The organism is Mordavella massiliensis (genome assembly GCF_016901695.1).
Lineage (GTDB): Bacteria > Bacillota > Clostridia > Lachnospirales > Lachnospiraceae > Claveliimonas > Claveliimonas massiliensis_A.
Genome location: NZ_JACJKS010000004.1, coordinates 158,274 through 179,629, shown reverse-complemented (window position 1 = coordinate 179,629; position 21,356 = coordinate 158,274). Strand labels below are relative to the sequence as shown.

The window sequence follows — 21,356 nt, the reverse complement described above, 5'->3', positions numbered from 1 at the left end:
CGCCGGGCACAGGGCTGTCCCTGCCATAAAAAAGGCAGTGTGTGCAAGCACAACTGCCCAAAATAATTCTCCCCAGCGACAAATCATGTCTCCACAAATTGTAAAAATTATACTACACATTGGGACAATTTTCAACCGATAAAAAAGAATTTTTCACGCGTCTCCGGCAGCCGCATATACTGGCAATAAGAACGTTTCTTTTCGCCTGCGAGGTTTTCTATGAACGATCCTTCCAAAGGAAATCTGAAGATCCATATCACTTCTGAGAGCAGCGGATTCCCGGTTGCGGACGCCCGCGTCCGCATCTCCTACACAGGTGTTCCGGACTCTGTTCTCGAAGAAGTTACAACCGACAGTTCCGGGCAGACCGACACGCTGGCGCTTGACGCCCCGCCGGAGGAATACAGCCTGGAGGAGACGGCCGAGGAACAGCCTTACGCCGAGTACACCATCCTGGCCGAGGCCCCCGGCATGGAACCCGTCAGCATCGCCGGCGCCGAGATCCTCTCCGGCGTCACCGCCATCCAGAACATACGCATGCGCCCGGCCGGGCCTGACACGGAGGGTGAGGAACGGTTCGTTATCCCCGCCCACACCCTCTACGGCAACTACCCGCCCAAGATCCCCGAAGATGAGATCAAACCGGTCAGCGAGACCGGGGAGATCGTCTTAAGCCGGGTCGTGGTGCCCGAATACATCGTCGTCCACGACGGGAGTCCCCGGGACAGCACCGCCCGAAACTACTATGTGAAATACAAGGATTACATCAAGAACGTGGCCTCCAGCGAGATCTACGCCACCTGGCCCGAGAACACCATCCGGGCCAATGTGCTGGCCATCATGTCCTTCACCCTGAACCGGGTCTACACGGAATGGTACCGGAACCAGGGCTACGACTTTACCATCACATCCTCCACCGCCTTTGACCACAAGTGGATCCCGGAGCGGAACATCTACGATACGATCTCCTCTGTCGTGGATGAACTCTTCGCGGACTATCTCTCCCGCCCCAATGTGCGCCAGCCCATCCTGACCCAGTACTGCGACGGCCGCCAGGTCCAGTGCGCCGGCTGGATGACGCAGTGGGGATCCAAGTCCCTGGGCGACCAGGGCTACAGCGCCATCCGGATCCTGCGCTATTACTACGGGGATGACCTCTACATCAACACGGCGGAAGCCATCTCCGGCATTCCCTCCTCCTGGCCCGGCTATGACCTGGAGGAGGGATCCACCGGCGACAAGGTGCGGCAGCTCCAGGAGCAGCTTACTGCCATCGCAGGCGCCTACCCGGCCCTCCCGAAGCTCACGGCAGACGGGATCTACGGGCCGGCCACGGCAGATGCGGTGCGCCGCTTCCAGGGCGTCTTCGGCCTGCCCCGGACCGGCGTGACAGACTACCCGACCTGGTATAAGATCTCCGAAATCTATGTGGGCGTCTCCCGCATCGCGGAACTGACTTAGGAGGGGCCGTTTCCCGGACAAAAAGAAAAGCGGGCATCCCGCGGCGCAAAGCCGCGGTCTGTCCGCTTTTCTCTATCAGAGCAATCCTATACCGGATAGCTTCCGTTTTCCGTGTCAGCCACAGTCGGATCGATCTTCGTCTGCTGCGCCTCGCGGTATTTGAAGAAGTCTGTCGCTACCTGCGGGAAGAGGGCGTATGTCAGCACGTCCTCGTCCTGCTGGATCCACTGCTCGCACTCTTTGCGGAGTGTATCCAGCTCGTCCGGGATCAGGTCCGCCGGACGGCAGGTGATGACCTCAGGATCATCGCCCAGCACCTTCTTAACCACATCCGGATTGAAGGGCTTTACAGTCGCGCCGTACTTGCCGCTTAAGACATCCTTCGTTTCCTTGGTGGCCATCTTGTAGCGCTCGCCCATCAGCACGTTGAACACGGCCTGCGTGCCCACGATCTGGGAGGACGGTGTCACAAGCGGCGGCTCGCCCAGATCCTTGCGGACTCTCGGCACTTCCTCAAGCACTTCGTAGTACTTGTCCTCCGCGCCCTGCTCCTTGAGCTGGCTCGTCAGGTTGGAAAGCATGCCGCCGGGTACCTGGTAGAGGAGCGTCTTGATGTTCACGCCCAGGTTCTTCGGGTTGAGGAGTCCGCTCTCCAGCGCCTCGTCCCGGATCGGACGGAAGTAGTCCGCGATCTCTGCCAGCAGCTTCTGGTCCAGTCCGGTGTCATAGGGCGTGCCCTTGAAGGTCTCCACCATAACCTCTGTAGCCGGCTGGGATGTGCCAAGTGCGAAGGGTGACATGGCGGTGTCGATGACATCCACGCCCGCCTCCACGGCCTTCAGGTACGTCATGGACGCCACGCCGGATGTGTAGTGGGTGTGAAGCTGGATCGGCAGATCCACCGCCTCTTTCATAGCCGTGATCAGCTCTGTCGCCTGGTACGGCAGGAGCAGGCCGGCCATATCCTTGATGCAGATGGAGTTGGCTCCCATGTCCTCGATCCTCTTTGCGATGTCCACCCAGTACTCCAGGGTGTAGGCGTCGCCGATCGTGTAGGACAGGGCCACCTGTGCGTCCGCCTTCTCTTTGTTTGCTGCCTTGACCGCTGTCTGCAGGTTGCGCAGATCGTTCAGGCAGTCGAAGATGCGGATGATGTCAATGCCGTTTGCAACGGATTTCTGTACAAAGTACTCCACCACGTCGTCCGCGTACGGACGGTAGCCGAGGATGTTCTGTCCTCTGAAGAGCATCTGCAGCTTTGTGTTCTTGAAGCCGTCGCGGAACTTGCGGAGCCTGTCCCACGGATCCTCCTTCAGGAAACGAAGGGATGCATCGAAGGTGGCGCCGCCCCAGCACTCTACAGAGTGGTAGCCGACTTTGTCCATCTTGTCGATGATCGGCAGCATCTGCTCTGTTGTCATACGGGTGGCGATCAGAGACTGGTGCGCGTCACGCAGGATGGTCTCTGTTATTTTTACTGGTTTTTTCTCAATTTCTGCCATGATTTCTTCCTCCATTTTATTCTATATCACTGCGCCGCTTACATGACGCCGAAAATCGCCATAAAGGTTCCGGCCACGACCGCTGTTCCGATGACGCCGGCCACGTTCGGTCCCATGGCATGCATCAGAAGGAAGTTGGTGGGATCGTACTCCGCGCCGACCTTCTGTGATACCCTGGCCGCCATAGGCACGGCGGACACGCCGGCCGAACCGATCAGCGGGTTGACCTTTCCTCCGGTAAGAGCGCACATAACTTTGCCAAGCAGTACGCCTGCCGCTGTACCGAATACAAATGCGATCAGTCCGAGGGCCACGATCTTCAGCGTATCTGTGTTCAGGAACGCCTCCGCGCTTGTGGTGGCGCCCACGGATGTGCCAAGCAGGATAACAACGATGTACATCAGTGCGTTGGACGCCGTCTCTGTCAACTGCCGCACCACGCCGCACTCACGGAACAGGTTGCCCAGCATGAGCATACCAACCAGGGGCGCTGTGGTGGGAAGGATCATACATACCACGATGGTCACGATGATGGGGAAGAGGATCCTCTCCAGCTTGGATACGGGCCGGAGCTGCTCCATCTTGATCCTTCTCTCCTTCTCCGTTGTCAAAAGCTTCATAACCGGCGGCTGGATGATCGGCACAAGGGCCATGTAGGAGTAGGCCGCCACGGCGATGGGGCCGAGGATGGCCGTCTGCTGCAGCTTGCCGGCGAGGAAGATGGACGTCGGTCCGTCTGCGCCGCCGATGATGGCGATGGCTGCCGCCGCCTTGTCAGAGAAGCCCATGGCCATCGCGCCCAGGTAAGCCGCAAAGATACCGAACTGGGCCGCCGCACCAAGAAGAAAGCTCTTCGGGTTGGCGATCAGGGGTCCGAAGTCCGTCATGGCTCCCACGCCGAGGAAGATCAGTGACGGAAGGATGGACCACTCGTCCAGCACATAGAAGTAGTAAAGGAGACCTCCTGTGCCGTTGGCCGCGTCCTCGGCGTGCAGCATGATATCCGGATAGATATTGACAAGCAGCATACCGAAAGCGATGGGCACGAGCAGCAGAGGTTCAAATCCATGTTTGATTGCAAGATACAGGAAAAAGCACGCGACAGCGATCATAACGAGGTTCCCCCACGTCAGGTTGAGGAACGCGGTCTGCTGCACGAGGTTTCCCAATGTTGTTACTATATAATCCATTTTCTAACCTCCAGTCGTGTTTCAAAAGTTTCCGAACCAGACGGTTCCTGCCGTCTAGTTCAGTGTGGCCAGCACTGCGCCCGCCTCTACGGCGTCGCCTACTGCCACGTCCACGCTGGCTACTGTTCCGTCCTCAGGAGCCACGATCGGGATCTCCATCTTCATGGCCTCGATAATGATGACTGCGTCGCCGCGCTTCACGCTCTCGCCCACGTTCTTCTCGATCTTAAATACCTTGCCGGCCGCGCCTGCCTTCACCTCGATGGAGCCTGCGCCTGCCGCCTTGGGAGCCGGTGCGGGAGCTGCCGCCGGAGCCTTGGGCGCCGGAGCCGCCGCCTTCGGTGCGGGTGCCGCTGCGGGCGCTGCGCCTGCTGCCTTCTCTTCAACCGTTACGTCATATACATTTCCATTTACTGTGATCGTGTAATTTTTCATTTTCATATCCTCCTGATCCGGTTATGCTCTATTCCATTTATTTGATCTGCGGCGTCTGATGCTTCGCACGACGAAGCCGTCCGCCGGAATTTCCTCTGCTGCCGCGATAGCTGCTGCCATGACTGCCACAAGCTCCTCATCGCCGGCCAGTTCCTCTTCCTCCTGCGCAGGAGCCGGGGCCGGAGCTGCTGCCGGAGCCGGGGCCGCTGCCGGGGCTGCCTGTGGTTTTTCCTTCCTGGAGAACGACTCCAGAAACTTCGGGATATACTTCAGCAGGGAGATGATCACGCTGATGATGATCAGTACCACAAACACGGTTCCCATGCCAAGAAGTGTGTTCAGTCCTGCCTTTCCAAGGATCTCGCCCATAGTGTACTTGCCGCTCACTGTCAGGCTGTCCAGGTGCAGGTTGCCCCGCACGTCCGCCTTGTAGATGATCTCCAGATCCGCGTCCCTGTCCTCGAACTGCGCTGTCGTGGTGGCGGAGAGCTGGGTCTGGGTCGCCTCGTACGTGAACTCGTCGTGTCCCAGATATGCGCCGCACTCCTCTACGCCGGCCTTCCATGCATCCATGGAGCCGAGGAAGCTGTCCGCCGTAAAGGGATAGCCGGACTGGGCCATCTGGATCTCCAGCTGCTCGTCAGACAGGCTGTTCCACTGCTCGACCGTCGCATCGTCCACAGTGGAGCAATAGGAAACAAGGAACTCTGTGGCCTCTCCGATGACTGCCTCGTCGTACTCGACGCCGGAGTCCTGACCACTGCATCCTGCCAGGGCGAACACAACTGCGAGCATGCACATGATTAAGCTAATTTTTCTCTTCAATTTGTCTCACCTCACTAAACCGTTCCATGTTTCTTTGCCGGACGATCCTCTCTCTTTGTGAAGAGCATCTCAAATGCCCCGATGATATACTTGCGTGTCTCGGCCGGGCTGATGACTGCATCCACATAGCCGCGTCCCGCTGCGCAGGCCGGGCTGGACTGCAGATCCCTGTACTGGGCTGCCTTCTCCTTCTGCGCCGCCCTGTCCGCGTCCGCGTACATGATCCGGGCCGCCAGGTCCGCGTCCATCATGCCGATCTCGGCATCCGGCCACGCATAGACCATATCCGCGCCGAGGGACTTGCTGTTCATCGCCACATAGGCGCTTCCGTACGCCTTGCCGATGATCACGTTCACCTTCGGGACAGTGGCGTCCGCAAAGGCGTAGATCAGTTTTGCCGTCTCCCTTGCGAGGTTTCTCTCCGCGCACTTGGAGGCGTCAAATCCCGTCACATTGGTAAGGGTGAGGACCGGGATGTTGAACGCGTCGCAGAACTTCACGAACTGAGCTGCCTTGCGGGCTCCGGCCGTAGACAGGGAGCCGTCGAACTCCTCTTTGACCTCCGCGTTCTCATCATACACTTTGGAGCGGTTGGCAACTGCGCCCACCGTCATGCCGTTGAGGCGGATGAAAGCCGTGACCATATCCTTCGCGTAGTCCTTCTTCGTCTCGAACACAACGCCGTTGTCGGAGATCTGCGCCAGCGCGATGGCTGTATCCTCCGCCGCATTCTCGATGCCGTCGCAGAGGCGGTTCAGGTCGTCCGTGCACTCATCGTAGGAGGCGTCCTCCTCGTTGTTGCAGGGAAGCATGCAGATCAGCGTCCGGATATCCGCCAGGATCTCCTCCTCTGTTCCCACTTCGTCCACAAGACCTGCGGACTCACTCTGGAATGCCGCGGAAGCGGTGTCGCACTTCTGGGCCGTATTGCCCGGGATGGCGTTGGGGGAGTTCACGAACAGTTTCGCGTTCTTTCCCTCCATGAATGTGAAGTCTGTCAGCGCTGCCATCGTAGCCAGCCCGCCGCCGCAGTTTCCGAAGACCGCTGTGATCTGGGGAACAACGCCGGAAGCCATCGCCTGCTTCAGATAGAGCTGTCCGAATGCGTCAAGCGCGTCTGTCGCCTCCTGGAGCCGGAAACCTGCACAGTCCACAAGACCGATCACAGGAGCGCCCATCTTCATCGCCATGTCGTAGACAGCGGCGATCTTCTTTGCATGCATCTCGCCCATGGAACCGCCCAGCACGGACGCGTCCTGGCTGTAGACGTAGACGAGATTGCCGTCGATCACTCCGTATCCGGTAACGACGCCGTCTCCCGGAGTTTTTGTTTCCTGCATGTTGAAATCAGTGGATCTGGCTGTCACGCCGGCGCCGATCTCAACAAAGCTGCCTGCATCAAGCAGAGAAGTGATTCTGCGGCTTGCTGCACTTTCTGTTGCCATGTTGCTCATAACCTAGCCCTCCATTTTCTTAAAATATTCAATAAGGTTTTACTCTCACCCTCTCGCAGAAGAGGTTTGCATATGTTAGACAATTGCAAAAAGTCAAACCAAATTTTCAGCCGATTATATTATACGGTTTTTTATCGTCTAATTCAACTGTTTTTCCCATTTTTGTTAAATAATTGGCAAGGCCTTTGTCCAAGCCCGGCATCCGGCCCGCCGCCGGCATGAAAAAGGGGCAGCCTCTCCGCTTTTTTCTGCGGAGAAGCCGCCCCAACAAGGCCTTCCCTAAAAGAAAACTCTCTGTATGTCGTTGAACATGACCACCACCATCAGGGCCATCAGAAGCACAATCCCGGCAAAGTGGACGTAGCCCTCCTTCTCCGGCGGGATCCGTTTCCTGCGCACCGCCTCCACGGCCAGGAACACGAGCCGTCCCCCGTCCAGCGCCGGCAGGGGCAAAAGGTTCATGACGCCCAGGTTGGCGGAGATCAGGATGGCGATGTTCAGCATATTGACAGCCACGGTAGCCGTCCCGTAGGTCTTAGCCTCCTGGTAGGTGTCGTCCACCACGTCCACGATCCCCACCGGCCCCGAGAGCTGGTCAACGCCCACCCGCCCGGTCACCAGCATCTTCAGGCTCAGAAGCGTTGTGTCGATCCAGTATTTCACCTCGTACGCGCCGTACTCAAGGGCTGTCAGCGGCGTGGCCGCCGTGTAGCCGCTGCTGGTGATGCCCAGCCTGTAATACTGCAGCTCCTCGTCAAAGAGAGGGGTCACATCGGCTGTGTACTGCCTGCCGTCCCGCTCATACGTCAGCTCCACTGTCTCGCCCTGATGGAACTGATTGTACACCTGCACTTCCTTGAACAGATGGATGTTCTTTCCGTTCATCTCCACGATCCGGTCGCCGGGACGCATGCCCGCCTCATAGGCCGGATAGCCTTCGTCCACCCCGCCTGCCACCGGCTGGTCATACCCCGCCATGGCCACGAGGACGACCGCGCAGGCAAAAGCCAGGATGAAGTTAAAGACGGGGCCTGCCGCTATGACGGATATGCGGGCCCACACGGATTTGTTGTTGAAATTCGACGGGGAATCCGTCGCCTCGTCGTCCTCCCCCATGGCGCAGTATCCGCCGATGGGCAGGATCCGGACCGCGTACAGCGTCCCCCGGTGCTCTTTCGTAAAGATGGCCGGCCCCATGCCGACGGAAAACTCCTGCACATCGATGTGGTTCAGCTTCGCCAGGGTGAAATGCCCCAGCTCGTGGAAAAAGATGATAAAGCTGAAGATCAGGATTGCTATGATGATACCCAAGTGCTACCTCCTGCCAAGTCTGCTGTCAATATATGCATATACGCCCGCCTCCGTGTCAAGGATCTCCTCCAGCGTCGGGGACGGGATGTTGACGTGCTCCTCCATGCACGCCCGGATCAGCTCCGTGATCTCCAGGTAGCCGATCCTGCGCTCCAGGAACAGGGCCACCGCCTTCTCGTTCGCCGCGTTGAAGACCGTCGGGAGGCTGCCGCCGGCGTGCCCCGCCTCGTAGGCCAGCGCGAGCGCCCCGAACGTCTCTGTGTCCGGTTTCTCAAATTCCAGTTTCCCGATGCTCCAGAAATCCAGCCGCTCCCCGGGCAGATACCGCCGCTGCGGATAGTAGAGGGCGTACTGGATGGGAAGCTTCATGTCCGGCGTGCCGAGCTGGGCGATCACAGCCCCGTCCTCGTACTCTACCATGGAGTGGACCACGCTCTGGGGCTGCACCACCACCTGGATCTGGTCCACGTCCACGCCGAAGAGCCATTTTGCCTCGATGACTTCCAGCCCCTTGTTGACCATCGTCGAGGAGTCGATGGTGATCTTGCGCCCCATCTCCCAGTTCGGATGCTTCAGGGCATCCTCCACCTGCACGCCCGCCAGGTCCGCCTTCTTCCTTCCCCGGAAGGGACCGCCCGACGCGGTGAGAAGGATCTTCTTAAGCGCCTTCTCCTGCCCGCCCTGCAGGGACTGGAAGATGGCGCTGTGCTCGCTGTCTACCGGCAGGATGGACACGCCCCTCTCCCTGGCCAGGGGCATGATGATGTGGCCCGCCGTCACAAGCGTCTCCTTGTTGGCGAGCGCAATGTCCTTGCCTGCCCGGATGGCCTCGATGGTGGGACGGATCCCGATCATGCCGACAATGGCTGTTACAAGTATATCCGCCTTCTCCTCCGTTGATACCCGGATCAGGCCGTCCATGCCGGATGCGATCTCCACGTCCAGGTCCCGGACCCGCCCTCTTAAATCCGCCGCCAGCTTCTCGTCCCAGACGGCCGCCAGCTTCGGGCCGAACTCCCGGATCTGCCGCTCCAGCAGATCGATGTTGCGCCCTGCCGCCAGGGCTGTGACTTCTATATCCCCGTTCTCCCGGACCACCTCCAGCGTCTGCGTGCCGATGGATCCCGTGGAGCCGAGTATGGCGATTCGTTTCATCTCTTCTCTTCCTTTCTGTCCCGCCGGCTTCTATCCGATCAGCACGGCCAGGTAATAGATGACCGGCGCGGTGAAGATCACGCTGTCAAACCGGTCCAGGATGCCGCCGTGCCCCGGGATCAGCCTGCCGTAATCCTTCACGTCGTGGTTTCGCTTGATGGCGGACGCCGCCAGGTCCCCGATCTGGGAGATGATGCCGCCCGCGCCGCAGATGACCGCGTAGAACGCCGGGTCCACGTCCGCTCCGCCCCACTGGTTCATGGCCAGGGAGAAGAGGGCTCCCAGAAGCGCCGCCCCAAGAACGCCGCCCACGCCGCCTTCCACGGATTTCTTCGGGCTTAAGCGGGGCGCCATCTTATGCTTCCCGATCAGCATGCCCACGCAGTACGCGCATGTATCGCATCCCCAGGAACTCAAAAAGATCAGCCAGACAGCCACATGGCCGTCGGGCAGCATCCTTGTCTGGTACACGTAGGAGAGCATGACAGCCACGTAGAACAGGCCGAAAAATGCGACCATCACCTGCTCCGTGCGAAACGCCGGGAAGGCAAATACATACACTGCCATGACCGCCACCAGAAAGAGGATGGTCAGGGCTGTCATCCACTCCATCTGCCCTGTAAACAGAAGGCCGTAGTAGCAGACGGCCCCGATGTACCCCACCGCCCCCAGGGCCTTCGTGTGCACATCCACCACCTTGTATAGCTCGCTCATGCCGATCAGGCTGATGGCCGCCAGCACGCCGAACAGCACATAGCCGCCGTATCCGACCGTGGCGATCAGGATGATCACCAGCACGATCCCGCTCAGAAGTCTCGTCTTAAACATTGTCCCCGTCCTCCTTCTTCTCCACGCCGCCGTAGCGCCGGTCTCTTCCATTGTACTGTTCAATGGCCTTCACAAGCTCCTCCTTTGTGAAATCCGGCCAGAGCACATCCGTGAAGTAGAATTCCGAGTAGGCAAGCTGCCAGAGGAGGAAGTTGGACAGCCGCTCCTCGCCGCTTGTGCGGATCAGGAGGTCCGGATCCGGGATGCCCCGGGTGTCCAGATAGGAGTCAAAGACATCCGGCGTGATATCCTCCGGCTGAAGCGCCCCGTCCTTCACGTCCTGCGCCGCCTTGCGGACGGCCCGGATGATCTCGTCCCGGCTCCCGTAGTTGAGGGCGATCTGGAAATTCAGCCCCCCGTTGTTCACCGTGGCCTTCTCCAGCTCATCGATGCGGCTGCGGATGTCGTCGTCCAGCTTCGTCTTGTCGCCGATCACCCGGACCTTCATATCGTTCTTCGCCGCCGTCTTCAGACAGGTCTTCATGTAGTTGCGGAGCAGCTTCATGAGCGCGTCCACTTCCTCTTTCGGGCGGTTCCAGTTCTCCGTAGAAAAGGCGTACACGGTCAGGTATTTGATCCCCATCCTCCAGGCCTCCTCGCAGATCCTCTCCACGTTTTTGCTCCCCTGTGCATGGCCGTAATTGCGTGGCATCCCCTTGGACCTGGCCCACCGTCCGTTCCCGTCCAGGATGATGGCCACATGCCTTGGTACATTCATCGCAGTATCTCCCTTCGCAGAGAAAGACGGGTACATCTTCGCTTCTGTCCCGTCCCCCTCATGTATCTTCTGATTCTGTTCTAGACTGTCATGACCTCTTTGGACTTGTTCTCCACAGCCTTGTCCACTTCCTTGATGGCCTTGTCCGTCAGCTTCTGCAGCTCGTCTTCCAGATCCTTGATCTCATCCTCGGACACATCGCTTCCCTTCAGTTTCTTGAAGGCGTCGTTGCCGTCCCGGCGGATGTTGCGGATGGCCACCTTGGCCTGCTCGCCCTTCTTGCGCACGTCCTTTACAAGCTCTTTTCTGCGCTCCTCCGTCAGCTCCGGGAAGATCAGGCGCACGCAGGAGCCGTCGTTGGTCGGGTTGATGCCCAGTTCAGACATGTTGATGGCCTTCTCGATCACCTTGAGCATGCTCTTCTCCCAGGGCTGGATCTGGATCATGCGGGGCTCCGGCACGGATACGTTGGCCACCTGCTGGATCGGCGTGGGAGATCCGTAGTAGTCCACCATGATCTTGTTGAGCACGTTCGGGTTGGCGCGGCCCGCGCGGATCGTCATCAGCTCGCCCTCCAGGTTCGCCTGGGTCTTTTTCATCTTGTCCTCGTATACTTTCAGTCTTTCATTCATGGATGTTTCCTCCCTTATACTTTTATGCTACACGGTCACCTTCGTGCCGGTAAAGTTCCCTGACATGGTCTCCACGATGCTGTTCTTCTCGTTCAGGCCGAACACCAGCATGGGCATCCTGTTCTCCAGGCACATGATGGACGCGGTCAGATCCACCGCCATCAGTTTCCTGTCAATGATCTCCTGAATGGAGATCTCATCGTACTTCTTCGCGTCCGGGTTCGTCTTCGGATCGCTGTCATAGATCCCGTCTATGGCCTTGGCCAGAAGCATGGCGTCCGCCTCGATCTCGATGGCGCGCAGGACCGCTCCCGTGTCAGTGGAGAAATAGGGATGTCCCGTTCCGCCCGCGAAGAAGACCACCTTGCCCTGCTCCAGCGCCTCCACAGCCCTGTCCTTGGAAAACAGGGTGGTAAACGCACCGCACACAAAGGGGGTGAACACCTCGGTCTTCATGCCCACATGGCGGAAGATGTCGGACACGTAAATGCAGTTCATGACCGTGGCAAGCATCCCGATCTGATCCGCCTTCGTCCGGTCGATGGTCTCGCTTGTCCGCCCTCTCCAGAAGTTCCCGCCTCCTGTCACGATCGCCACCTGGCAGCCGCTGTCCACGATCTGCTTCACCTGCCTGGCAACGCCGATGCAGGTCTCCTCGTCAAATCCGGTCTTCTTGTCTCCTGCCAGAGCCTCGCCGCTCAGCTTCAACAGCACTCTTTTCATACAAGTTATACTCCTTTCGTGCATACCTAAAGTAAAGTATAGCATAGGTCTCATAAAAAGGGAACTTCCTTTTTTACGCCTGTTTTTCCTGCTCCCGGTGGGGTTTCATGATGAAGAAATACATGGCGAGCAGAAGGGCGCCGGCCAGCACCCAGGCCGCCGGGCTCGCCATACAGGTACCGATGTAGCTTCCTTTGGCGGCGGAGACAAGGGCCACCACGCCCCGCCCGATCAGCTCCGCCACGCCGGCCATCATGGGAAGGAGGGCGTACCCCATGCCCTGGATGCCGTTGCGGTAGATGTTGACCACCGCCAGCGGGATGAACATGGCTCCCGCGCACTTCAGGTAGATGTCCGCCAGATGCATGATCTCGCCCACCTGCTCGGAGACAAAGAGCACTACCATGTACCTGCCGGCGAGGAAGATCAGACCGCCTGCCAGCACCGCGTAGATGCTGCCGATCACCGTGGCGGAGCGGAAGCCTTTCCGCAGGCGGTCCCACCTGCCGGCCCCGGTATTCTGGGCGCAGTATGTGGCCATGGTCGTGCCCAGCGCCACATAGGCCTGGCTCACCACCTGCTCGATCTTGCTGGCCGCCGCAAAGCTGGCCACGCTGAGGGCTCCCAGCGTGTTGAGGGCAGCCTGGACCATAATAGTCCCGATGGCCGTGATGGAGTACTGCAGCGCCATGGGAAGGCCGATCTTCATCTGCCAGGCGGACAGGCCGGCGTGCAGCCTCAGATCCTCCCTGCGCAGATGAAGGTCCGGCACTGCCTTAAAAATGTAGACCAGGCAGGCAACGCCGGACACCCCCTGGGAGATGACCGTGGCCCAGGCCGCCCCGGCCGCCCCCATGTGAAAGACGAGGATAAACACAAGATCCAGCACGACATTCAGGAAAGCCGCCAGGATCAGGAAGTAGAGGGGCACCTTGCTGTTTCCGAGGGCCCGCAGGATGCTGGCCAGAAGGTTGTAGAGCACCTGGGCCACGATGCCGGCGCAGATCACCATGATATAGCCGTATGCCTCCCGGTAGATCTCCGGCGGCGTATTCATCCAGTGCAGGATCTGCTTCATCATGGACATGCTCAGGGCCGTCATAAGGACAGAGACCACAGCTGACAGGATACAGGCCGACCCCACGGACTGCCGCATGGCCTTCATGTTGCCGGCGCCGAAGTGCTGGGCCGTGATCACAGTAAATCCGGCCGTCAGCCCCTGCAGGAATCCCAGGATGAGAAACATCAGCGTACCGCAGGACCCAACCGCCGCCAGCGCGTTTGGGCCCACGAACTTGCCGACGATCACCGCGTCCGCCATATTGTAGAGCTGCTGAAATATATTGCCTATGAAGATGGGCATCGTAAATCCGAGGATCACCCGGTACGGGCTTCCGACTGTCATATCTGTTTCCACTGTTTCCTCTCCTCCTTATATACTGCACTTTTGCTGCCTGCGCAAACTTGCTCCATTATATAAAAGGGTAGGGTTGAATGCAAGACGTTTTTCAAACTTTTTACACACAATCACCGGAAGTGCCAAAAGGCACATTCCGGGATGGTAGGCGGTCGCCAAGGTCTCGGGCAAGCCCGGACTTTGGCTCGTCGCCAATACAAAAAGGACCGGCCGCAAAACGGCCGGTCCCTGCATGGGCTCTGCGCCTTTATATGTACTCTTTTCTCTCAAAATACTTCATCAGGATATCCGCGCAGTTCTCCACGCCCAGATCGGACGTGTTGAGGATCATGTGATAGTTGTTCACATCCCCCCACGCCTTGCCCGTGTGCTCGTAGTAGTAGTCCGCCCTCTCCTGGTCCGTCCTGTCGATCTTGGCCGACGCCTCCTCGCGGCTCAAGTTCTCCTTCTCCATGATCCGCTTGATCCGGTCCTCCTTGTCCGCGCACACGTAGATATTGAACGCGTTCCTCCTGTCCTTCAGGATCTCGGATGCGCACCGGCCCAGGATGATGCACGGGTTCTCGGCCAGCTTCTTTATCACTTCCACTTCGGAGTCATAGGTATGGCTGCTCATCTCTTCTTCCACATTCACCTTGTCATACACCGGGATGCCCAGTCTCTCGGAGAGCTCCTGCGCGATCCTGCTCGCCCCCGTGCCGTACCGGCGGCTCATGGTTATCACTAGTTTCATACCAATTCCTCCTTTGCAGTCTGCTTTTCTATAGGTTCAGCTCCATTATTATATCACATCTTCCCCGGGATGTACAATGCGCTGCACCCATTCCTGCCGGATTTCCCATATATTTCCGCACACATTGAACACAGACCAGCGGTCGATCTCAAAGACCCGGTTCCAGCTCTCCCGGATCCGGCGCTCTTCCTCCGGGTACATGCCCTTATACCTGCCCTGGAAAAATTCAAATCCGTTGTCCACCCCGATCTCCTTCAGGTGTCTGCGGTAGGCCTCCCGGTCTTCCATGTCCTTCGGCAGGTAGATGCGGTTCAGCACATAGTCCCACTTCTCATCATCGAAGTAGATGACCTGCTCCTTCGGCACGTCCAGCACGTAGACCACCGTGCCAGGGATCGGCTTCAGGCAGTTCTCCCGGCTGATGGAGCACCAGATTGGCGCATGGACGTCGTCCGGCTTCGCCACCATGGCGGATGCCTTCTTTGTGAACCAGTCGTAGCTCTCCATAAAGAGCGGGGCGATATCTCCGAAGTGCAACTGCACATAGATCCGCTGGTTGATGATGCGCCCGTCCCGCTTTAACTGGTACAGTGTCTTGTCGTTCTGCCTTGTATACAGACGGACCGTCTCCTGCCCTCTTTTCTCTTCTCCCATCCTGTCACCCTCTCTTTCACGTCCCGGCTCAGCCTGCAAACCAGCCGGCCATGGGACCGCCCCACAGATACCCTGCTGCCATTCCAAGGCAGAGGCAGGGCCCGAAGGCCATCCCGTCCCGCAGCTTCCTGCGCCCCACAAGGAGGAGGAAGGCCGCTGCCGCGCCCCCGGTCAGCACTGCCACAGCCCCTGCGCAGGCCATGGACTTCCAGCCGAGGAAAAAGCCCCCGGCCGCAGCCAGCTTCACATCGCCGCCGCCGAACGCCCCCGGGACGCGCAAGTCCAGAAGCAGCATCGGCAGGCTGACGCAGATACATCCCGCCGCCCGCTCCGCCCAGGTCAGGGCAGCGCCGCCCCACCACAGGGGCATCTCTCCTGTCAGCCCCGCCAGAGCGCCGCCGAGAAGCAGCAGCAGACAGGCCCGGTCCGGAATCTCCCGGGCCGCCAGATCGCCGCGGACCGCCTCCTCCACAGCCGCCAGAAACAGCGCGGACGGCACGGCCCTCCCCAACATTCGGATCATCTCATCTGTCATATCCCGCACACGGCATGCGGTCCCCGGATCATTCTCCCGGCAGATCACCCCTTCAGCGGGCATTCCCTGAACAGGGCGTCCACCGCCTCCTCATAGGCGTCTGTCTTCTCCGCCTTCCGGATCTTCTTGAGCGGCTTTCCGGCGTCCGCAAAAAGCTCCCCCAGATAGACCCACAGTTCTTTCATCTTAAAGAGCGCAGGCTTCACGCCCGGCATCTCCTGCAGGTACCACGCGTAGATCCGGTCGTGGTAGGCCCGCAGTTCCTCCCGGCCCGGCATGGCGCCGCCCTCCAGCACGCGCACCAGAGCCGGATTGGCCAGAAGCCCCCGGCCGATCATGACCCGGCCAAGCTGCGGAAACGTCTCTGCCAGGCGGTCCATATCCTCCTTTGTCCGGATGTCGCCGTTGTAGCAGACCGGGCACCTGCTGTTCTCCAGCCCGAAACGGAACATTTCCACATGGACAGGGCCGCTGTAGTAATCACGCTGCGTCCGCGGGTGGATCACCAGCTCCTTCAGAGGATACTTATTATAGATGGCAAGCAGCCCTTCAAACTCCTCCGGCTCCTCCATACCAAGCCTCGTCTTGACGGAGATCGCAAGATCCGCCGGGAACGCCTCTCCCCGGGCGGCAAACACCTTTGCAAAGAAGCGGTCCAGGCCCTCCGGATCCGCAAGGAACCCGGCGCCCCGCCCCTTCGTCACCACGGTCCGGGAGGGGCAGCCCAGATTCAGGTTGATCTCCCGCCATCCCATCTTTCGGATCCCAGCCGCCGCGGCAACAAAGTCATCCGCCCGGTTCGTCAGGATCTGGGGCACGGTGTACATCCCCTCATTGTGGGCCGGGAGGATATCATTTCTCTCCCTGGCGCTGAACTTCCCCTTCTGTCCCGGCGCGATAAAGGCGGTAAAATATTTGCCGATGCCCGGGAACAGACTGTGGTGGACATTCCGGTGTATGTATCCCGTGATCCCCTCCATGGGGGCAAAATAGTATTCCATAAACTTCCTCTCACATCTCGTCTTCTGCCCTCTACTTTAGCATGGCCGCCCCGAAAAGTCCACGGTGCAAAAAGTTATCTTTTTGGCAACACCATCTTCCCGAGCGCATCCTGCAGCACCTTGGAACAACTAATGCCGTTCTTTTCGACAAAGGTATTCATCCACGCCGGAATCGTCAGCGTTTTCTTTACCGCTCCCTTTCCATACTTTGCAGCGTAGCTGTCCATATCCACCGCCACCAGACTGACAAACTGCCCTCCCGTCAGGTGAATCGTGTCAGGAACGCCGGCCGGTGGGATATCTTTCCCCTCTTCAAGCTCTGTGAGCACCCAGCCGCCTGCCGCATCCTGTGCCATCAAAATAGCCTCCGCCATCGTATCTCCGCCTGTCACACAGCCTGGAAGATCCGGGAATTCTACCGCGTATCCCTCTGTCCCGTCTTCATACGGCGTAAAAACTGCCGGATATGCAAGTTTCATAGTCTGCCACCTCTCTCAATCTTATAATAGTCCAGCCTGCCTGCATATTGATTTCACTACAGTAGCGTTTAGATCTCTCCCTCCATGCTGCGGCACTGTGACCTTTCCAGGCTTCCATGGGTGTTTATACTGATGATGTGATCCCACCTTCTTTATTTCGTACCATCCATCTGCCTTCAACATCTTGTCGATTTCTCTAAACCGCATATATCCTCCTTCAAAATAACACGTATGGCACGTATTGTCAACAGCTCAGATACTGTATTGACATCCTTATCCTCCTGTGATACAGTAATTACGCTAAAATTCGATGTGGATTTTCTGGCTCAGCCACTTTTCGCCACACACCCGCCCCTGCGGTTGTGTGGCGTTTTTACTGCAGCCAGTCTTCTCCTTCCAGGAAAGTGCGCTTCGATGCACCTCCTATCAGACTGAAATACAAAAGTAAGCAGAAAGGAACGACGACTATGAACGACACATTCATGAAAGAAAGACCTGTGCTGCCTCTCATCATATCCATGGCGCTTCCCATGGTCATCTCCATGCTGGTCAACTCCCTGTACAATATCGTGGACAGCTTTTTCGTGGCGCAGATCAGCGAGGACGCCATGACGGCCCTGTCCCTCGTCTACCCGATGCAGAACCTGATCAACGCCATCGCCATCGGCTTCGGCGTGGGCATCAACGCCCAGATCGCCTTCCACCTGGGCGCGGGGAACCGGGACCGGGCCAGCGCAGCCGCCACCCACGGCACGGCCCTGGCCGCCCTCCACGGCGTCCTTCTCACCGTCGTCAGCATCGCCACCATCCGCTGGTTCCTTGGCATGTTCACAGCCGACGGGGCGGTCATAGACTTAGGCGTGCGCTACTCCCGCATCGCCTTTGCCTTCTCTGCCGTCATCTCCATAGAACTGGCCTACGAGAAGCTCTTCCAGGCGGCCGGCCGGATGAAGCTGACCATGCTGAGCATGCTCTCCGGCTGCGTCGCCAATATCATCCTGGATCCGGTGCTGATCTTCGGCATCGGCCCCTTCCCGGCTCTCGGGATCGAGGGCGCCGCCATCGCCACCGGGCTCGGACAGGTGCTGACGCTCATCGTCTATCTGATCGTCTACGCCAGGTTCCCCATCCCGGTCCGGATCAGCCGCCGCTTTCTCACACCGGATAGGCAGCTTGACTTAAAGCTCTACTCCGTCGGCATCCCGGCGGCGCTGAACCTGGCCCTTCCCTCCGTCATGATCTCCGCCCTCAACACGATCCTGGCCGCCTGGTCCCAGAGCTACATCGTCATCCTGGGCGTGTACTACAAGCTGCAGACCTTCCTCTACCTCCCGGCCAGCGGCATCGTACAGGGCATGCGCCCCGTGATCGGGTACAATTACGGCGCCGGCGAGAAGAGGCGGGTGGCGCAGATCTACCGCGTGACCCTGGCTCTGTGCAGCGCCATCATGGTCCTCGGCACCGCCATCTGCCTCCTCGTGCCGGATCTGCTGATCGGGCTGTTCACGGAAAATCCGGACACCGTCCTTGCCGGGGGCATGGCCCTTCGCATCATATGTGCGGGTTTTGTCGTATCATCTGTCTCCGTCACTTCCTCCGGCGCGCTGGAAGGGATCGGAAAGGGCTTCCCCTCTCTCATCATCTCCCTGTGCCGGTACATTGTGGTCATCCTGCCCGCGGCCTTCCTTCTGAGCCGGCTGCTCGGGCCGACAGGCGTGTGGCACGCCTTCTGGATCACGGAGTTTATCACCGCCTTCGTGTCCTTCGCCGTGTACCGGCGGCAGGCCGGCAGACTGTAGCGCCGCCCCCGGCCTGTACGCCCTGCACAGCTCCTCCAGCCTTCGGAAGTCATTGCACCGGCGGGACACGGGACTGTCCGCATCCCCCGTCCGCAGCCGGTACAGGGCAGTCGCCTTCTTCACGATCCTGTCCTGGATCGTCTTGATATACCGGTACTCCGCCCGCAAAAGGTCCCGGTATTTCTCATCCTCCTCCCCGGAGATGTCCACATACGTGTACTGATCTGCCGGGACGGGAAACATGTTGTTCAGATTGATGACTGCGTACTCCTTCACCTTGACAAAGTCCAGTCTCTCTTTCATATTCCTGTGCTTTTCCTTGTAGGAGGAAAGGGGCGCAAAGTAGTCCGCTCCGCCTGAGCGCAGCACGACTCCCACATATTTCCTTGCCTTTCTTCCGCCTTCCCTCCGGTCATAAAACAGATGGGGCGCATATGGAGACAGGTACTCCACATACTGCTCTGTTACCTGATAGAACTTCAGACCGCTCATTCCGCCTCCCTGCCAGAATGCATTCTTAGCGCTTTTTGAAACTTTGTTGAAATGGAAATATAAAGATCTTCCCGGGAAAATAAAAGAAACAGAGGGAACCTTCCGGATCGTCCCCGCTGTCAGATCCGCATTCAGATGACTCAGAAAAACGAATGCTTATAAGTTTCTCATTTGAGGGCTGAGATACACCCGCTTATAGATGACATATATCAATTACATATATCATAAAACAGATTTATAAGAAATGCAAGTATTTTTTACATAAATTACAAAAAGGAGACAGCGCCATACTGTCTCCTCTCTTTTATCCTGCTTTGGTTAGCGAAGCGCGATCACAGCCTCATAAGGCCGAAGCGCCCCGTCCCGCCAGGTCTTCCCGGTGGCGGGATCCAGATCTGCGGTGCAGTTGTGTACGAGCACCTGCGCGTCCCGCCATTCCTCCGGCAGCGCACAGGATGCGTTCTCTTTCGAGAAGTTGGCCAGAACGAGAAGCCGGGTCCTGCCGCTTGTCCTTGTGTAGGCAAAGATCTTCTCATCCTCCGGGAAGAGAAGCTCAAATCTCCCGTCCACAAACACCGGGTACTCCTTTCTAAGAGCGACCAGCCTCTGGTAGAACCGGAACACGGAGTCCGGATCCGCCATCTGCGCGGCGGCGTTGATCTCCCGGTAGTTCGGGTTCACTCCGATCCAGGGCTCTTTCTCTGTAAAACCGGCGTTTTCGCCATCATCCCACTGCATGGGCGTGCGGGCGTTGTCCCGGCTCCTTGCATAGATGGAGGCCATCACGTCCTCCCTGTCATAGCCGGCCGCCATCCGCTCCCTGTAGAGGCCCAGCGTCTCAATGTCCCGGTACTGACTGATATCCGCAAAGCGGACATTGGTCATGCCAAGCTCCTCGCCCTGGTAGATGTAGGGCGTCCCCTGCATGCCGTGGAGGACGGCCGCCAGCATCTTGGCGGAGCGGACGCGGTAGGCGCCGTCGTCGCCCCAGCGGGAAACGATCCTGGGAAGGTCGTGGTTGTCCCAGAACAGGCTGTTCCAGCCGCACCCGCACAGCTCCTCCTGCCATTTCGCCAGGACCTGTTTCAGCCTGACAAGGGACAGCGGCGCCAGATCCCACTTTTCTTTCCCTTCCTGCTGGTCCAGTCCGATATGCTCAAACTGGAAGACCATGGAGAACTCGCTGCCGTCCGGGGCGCTGTAGAGTTTCGCCCGCTCCGGGTCGGCCCCCCAGGCCTCCCCCACAGTGATGAGATCCCCCTTCCGGAAGGTCTCCCGGCTCATCTCCCGGATAAACTCGTGGAGCCTGGGCCCGTTGGCCGTGATCCCCAGATCCGGCTCCTTGGCGATCTGGTCGATGACGTCCAGGCGGAAGCCGCCCACGCCTTTCTCCATCCACCAGAGGATCATGTCGTAGATCTCCCGGCGCACTTTCTCATTCTCCCAGTTGAGATCCGGCTGCTTCACAGAGAACTGGTGAAAATAGTACTGTCCAAGCTCCGGCACCCACTCCCAGGCGGAGCCTCCGAAGGCCGCCTTCATGTCATTGGGAGGCGCGCCCTCCTCCCCGTCCCGCCACACGTAGTAGTCATGATACGGGTTGTCCCTGCTCTTCTTTGCCTCCAGGAACCAGCGGTGCTCATCCGAGGTATGGTTGAGGACCAGATCCATGATGATGCGGATGCCTCTTGCCTTTGCCTCGCAGATCAGCCTCTCCATATCGGAAAGGGTCCCGAACATGGGATCGATGTCCTGGTAATCCGAGATGTCATATCCGTTGTCATCCTGCGGGGACCGGTAGACCGGGGAGAGCCAGATGGCGTCGATCCCCAGCTCCTTTACGTAGTCCAGCCTTTGGATGATGCCCGGGATGTCGCCGATCCCGTCCCCGTTGCTGTCCTGGAAGCTGCGCGGGTAGATCTGGTAGACTACCGCCCGCTGCCACCATTTTCTTTCTGTCGTCCTTTCACTCATAAATGTTCATCTCCTTTCCACTCTGTACGCAGATACAG

At 58.7% G+C, this 21,356-nt stretch carries 21 protein-coding genes and 1 pseudogene; 2 read left to right on the top strand and 20 right to left on the bottom strand.

Annotation, left to right across the window (positions count from 1 at the left end):
- The first annotated feature begins 219 nt into the window (after positions 1 to 219).
- Positions 220 to 1,461, top strand: coding sequence for a peptidoglycan-binding protein (locus tag H6A20_RS04335; protein ID WP_204905942.1), 1,242 nt, complete (start codon positions 220 to 222; stop codon positions 1,459 to 1,461).
- An 86-nt stretch (positions 1,462 to 1,547) separates the two neighbouring features.
- On the opposite strand, the gene H6A20_RS04330 is transcribed toward H6A20_RS04335, so the two are convergent.
- The 18 genes from H6A20_RS04330 to H6A20_RS04245 form a co-directional block, all read right to left on the bottom strand.
- On the bottom strand, positions 1,548 to 2,963 hold the full coding sequence (locus H6A20_RS04330; RefSeq protein ID WP_204905941.1) for an oxaloacetate decarboxylase subunit alpha: 1,416 nt from the start codon (positions 2,961 to 2,963) through the stop codon (positions 1,548 to 1,550).
- Positions 2,964 to 3,001: 38 nt separating this feature from the next.
- Positions 3,002 to 4,153, bottom strand: coding sequence for a sodium ion-translocating decarboxylase subunit beta (locus H6A20_RS04325; protein ID WP_204905940.1), 1,152 nt, complete (start codon positions 4,151 to 4,153; stop codon positions 3,002 to 3,004).
- 54 nt (positions 4,154 to 4,207) lie between these two features.
- Entirely contained in the window at positions 4,208 to 4,588 is a 381-nt protein-coding gene (locus H6A20_RS04320) for a biotin/lipoyl-containing protein (RefSeq protein WP_204905939.1), read from the bottom strand.
- A 21-nt stretch (positions 4,589 to 4,609) separates the two neighbouring features.
- Positions 4,610 to 5,413, bottom strand: a complete 804-nt coding sequence (locus tag H6A20_RS04315) for an OadG family transporter subunit (RefSeq protein ID WP_243426122.1) — start codon at positions 5,411 to 5,413, stop codon at positions 4,610 to 4,612.
- Positions 5,414 to 5,427: 14 nt separating this feature from the next.
- The gene (locus H6A20_RS04310; protein WP_204905938.1) at positions 5,428 to 6,867 is read right to left on the bottom strand and encodes an acyl-CoA carboxylase subunit beta; all 1,440 of its coding nucleotides are present in this window, start codon (positions 6,865 to 6,867) and stop codon (positions 5,428 to 5,430) included.
- Positions 6,868 to 7,146: 279 nt separating this feature from the next.
- Positions 7,147 to 8,178, bottom strand: a complete 1,032-nt coding sequence (gene rseP / locus H6A20_RS04305) for an RIP metalloprotease RseP (RefSeq protein WP_204905937.1) — start codon at positions 8,176 to 8,178, stop codon at positions 7,147 to 7,149.
- A 3-nt stretch (positions 8,179 to 8,181) separates the two neighbouring features.
- A complete protein-coding gene (locus tag H6A20_RS04300) occupies positions 8,182 to 9,333 on the bottom strand; it encodes a 1-deoxy-D-xylulose-5-phosphate reductoisomerase (protein ID WP_204905936.1) in 1,152 nt (383 codons plus the stop codon).
- A 30-nt stretch (positions 9,334 to 9,363) separates the two neighbouring features.
- Entirely contained in the window at positions 9,364 to 10,161 is a 798-nt protein-coding gene (locus H6A20_RS04295; protein WP_204905935.1) for a phosphatidate cytidylyltransferase, read from the bottom strand.
- Positions 10,154 to 10,879 (bottom strand): isoprenyl transferase, encoded by a 726-nt coding sequence (locus H6A20_RS04290; protein ID WP_204905934.1) that lies wholly within the window; start codon positions 10,877 to 10,879, stop codon positions 10,154 to 10,156. Before H6A20_RS04290 ends, H6A20_RS04295 begins: the two co-directional genes overlap by 8 nt.
- 80 nt (positions 10,880 to 10,959) lie before the next feature.
- Entirely contained in the window at positions 10,960 to 11,511 is a 552-nt protein-coding gene (frr, locus tag H6A20_RS04285; RefSeq protein ID WP_204905933.1) for a ribosome recycling factor, read from the bottom strand.
- 27 nt (positions 11,512 to 11,538) lie between these two features.
- Positions 11,539 to 12,234, bottom strand: a complete 696-nt coding sequence (gene pyrH / locus H6A20_RS04280) for a UMP kinase (RefSeq protein WP_204905932.1) — start codon at positions 12,232 to 12,234, stop codon at positions 11,539 to 11,541.
- Between the two features lie 73 nt (positions 12,235 to 12,307).
- Positions 12,308 to 13,651, bottom strand: a complete 1,344-nt coding sequence (locus H6A20_RS04275) for an MATE family efflux transporter (RefSeq protein ID WP_204905931.1) — start codon at positions 13,649 to 13,651, stop codon at positions 12,308 to 12,310.
- 247 nt (positions 13,652 to 13,898) lie between these two features.
- Positions 13,899 to 14,384: a cytidylate kinase-like family protein gene (locus tag H6A20_RS04270; protein ID WP_204905930.1), complete on the bottom strand. Its 486-nt coding sequence runs from the start codon at positions 14,382 to 14,384 to the stop codon at positions 13,899 to 13,901.
- A 48-nt stretch (positions 14,385 to 14,432) separates the two neighbouring features.
- On the bottom strand, positions 14,433 to 15,038 hold the full coding sequence (locus H6A20_RS04265) for a DUF3841 domain-containing protein (RefSeq protein ID WP_204905929.1): 606 nt from the start codon (positions 15,036 to 15,038) through the stop codon (positions 14,433 to 14,435).
- 28 nt (positions 15,039 to 15,066) lie between these two features.
- Positions 15,067 to 15,561: a prepilin peptidase gene (locus H6A20_RS04260; protein ID WP_243426121.1), complete on the bottom strand. Its 495-nt coding sequence runs from the start codon at positions 15,559 to 15,561 to the stop codon at positions 15,067 to 15,069.
- Between the two features lie 56 nt (positions 15,562 to 15,617).
- The gene (locus tag H6A20_RS04255; RefSeq protein ID WP_204905927.1) at positions 15,618 to 16,574 is read right to left on the bottom strand and encodes a tRNA dihydrouridine synthase; all 957 of its coding nucleotides are present in this window, start codon (positions 16,572 to 16,574) and stop codon (positions 15,618 to 15,620) included.
- A 74-nt stretch (positions 16,575 to 16,648) separates the two neighbouring features.
- Positions 16,649 to 17,053 carry a type II toxin-antitoxin system HicB family antitoxin gene (locus H6A20_RS04250; protein ID WP_204905926.1) on the bottom strand — a complete coding sequence of 135 codons (405 nt, stop codon included), beginning with the start codon at positions 17,051 to 17,053 and terminating at the stop codon, positions 16,649 to 16,651.
- A 21-nt stretch (positions 17,054 to 17,074) separates the two neighbouring features.
- Positions 17,075 to 17,260, bottom strand: a complete 186-nt coding sequence (locus H6A20_RS04245; protein WP_204905925.1) for a type II toxin-antitoxin system HicA family toxin — start codon at positions 17,258 to 17,260, stop codon at positions 17,075 to 17,077.
- 260 nt (positions 17,261 to 17,520) lie between these two features.
- Between H6A20_RS04245 and H6A20_RS04240 the strand changes: the two genes are divergently transcribed.
- The gene (locus tag H6A20_RS04240; RefSeq protein ID WP_204905924.1) at positions 17,521 to 18,852 is read left to right on the top strand and encodes an MATE family efflux transporter; all 1,332 of its coding nucleotides are present in this window, start codon (positions 17,521 to 17,523) and stop codon (positions 18,850 to 18,852) included.
- Positions 18,853 to 18,891: 39 nt separating this feature from the next.
- Here H6A20_RS04240 and H6A20_RS13515 read toward each other — a convergent pair.
- Together H6A20_RS13515 and H6A20_RS04235 are read right to left on the bottom strand one after the other, a co-directional pair.
- Positions 18,892 to 19,344, bottom strand: a pseudogene (locus H6A20_RS13515) (type III toxin-antitoxin system ToxN/AbiQ family toxin); the annotation flags it as partial.
- Positions 19,345 to 19,662: 318 nt separating this feature from the next.
- Positions 19,663 to 21,318 carry a glycoside hydrolase family 13 protein gene (locus H6A20_RS04235; RefSeq protein ID WP_204905923.1) on the bottom strand — a complete coding sequence of 552 codons (1,656 nt, stop codon included), beginning with the start codon at positions 21,316 to 21,318 and terminating at the stop codon, positions 19,663 to 19,665.
- Positions 21,319 to 21,356: the final 38 nt, after the last annotated feature.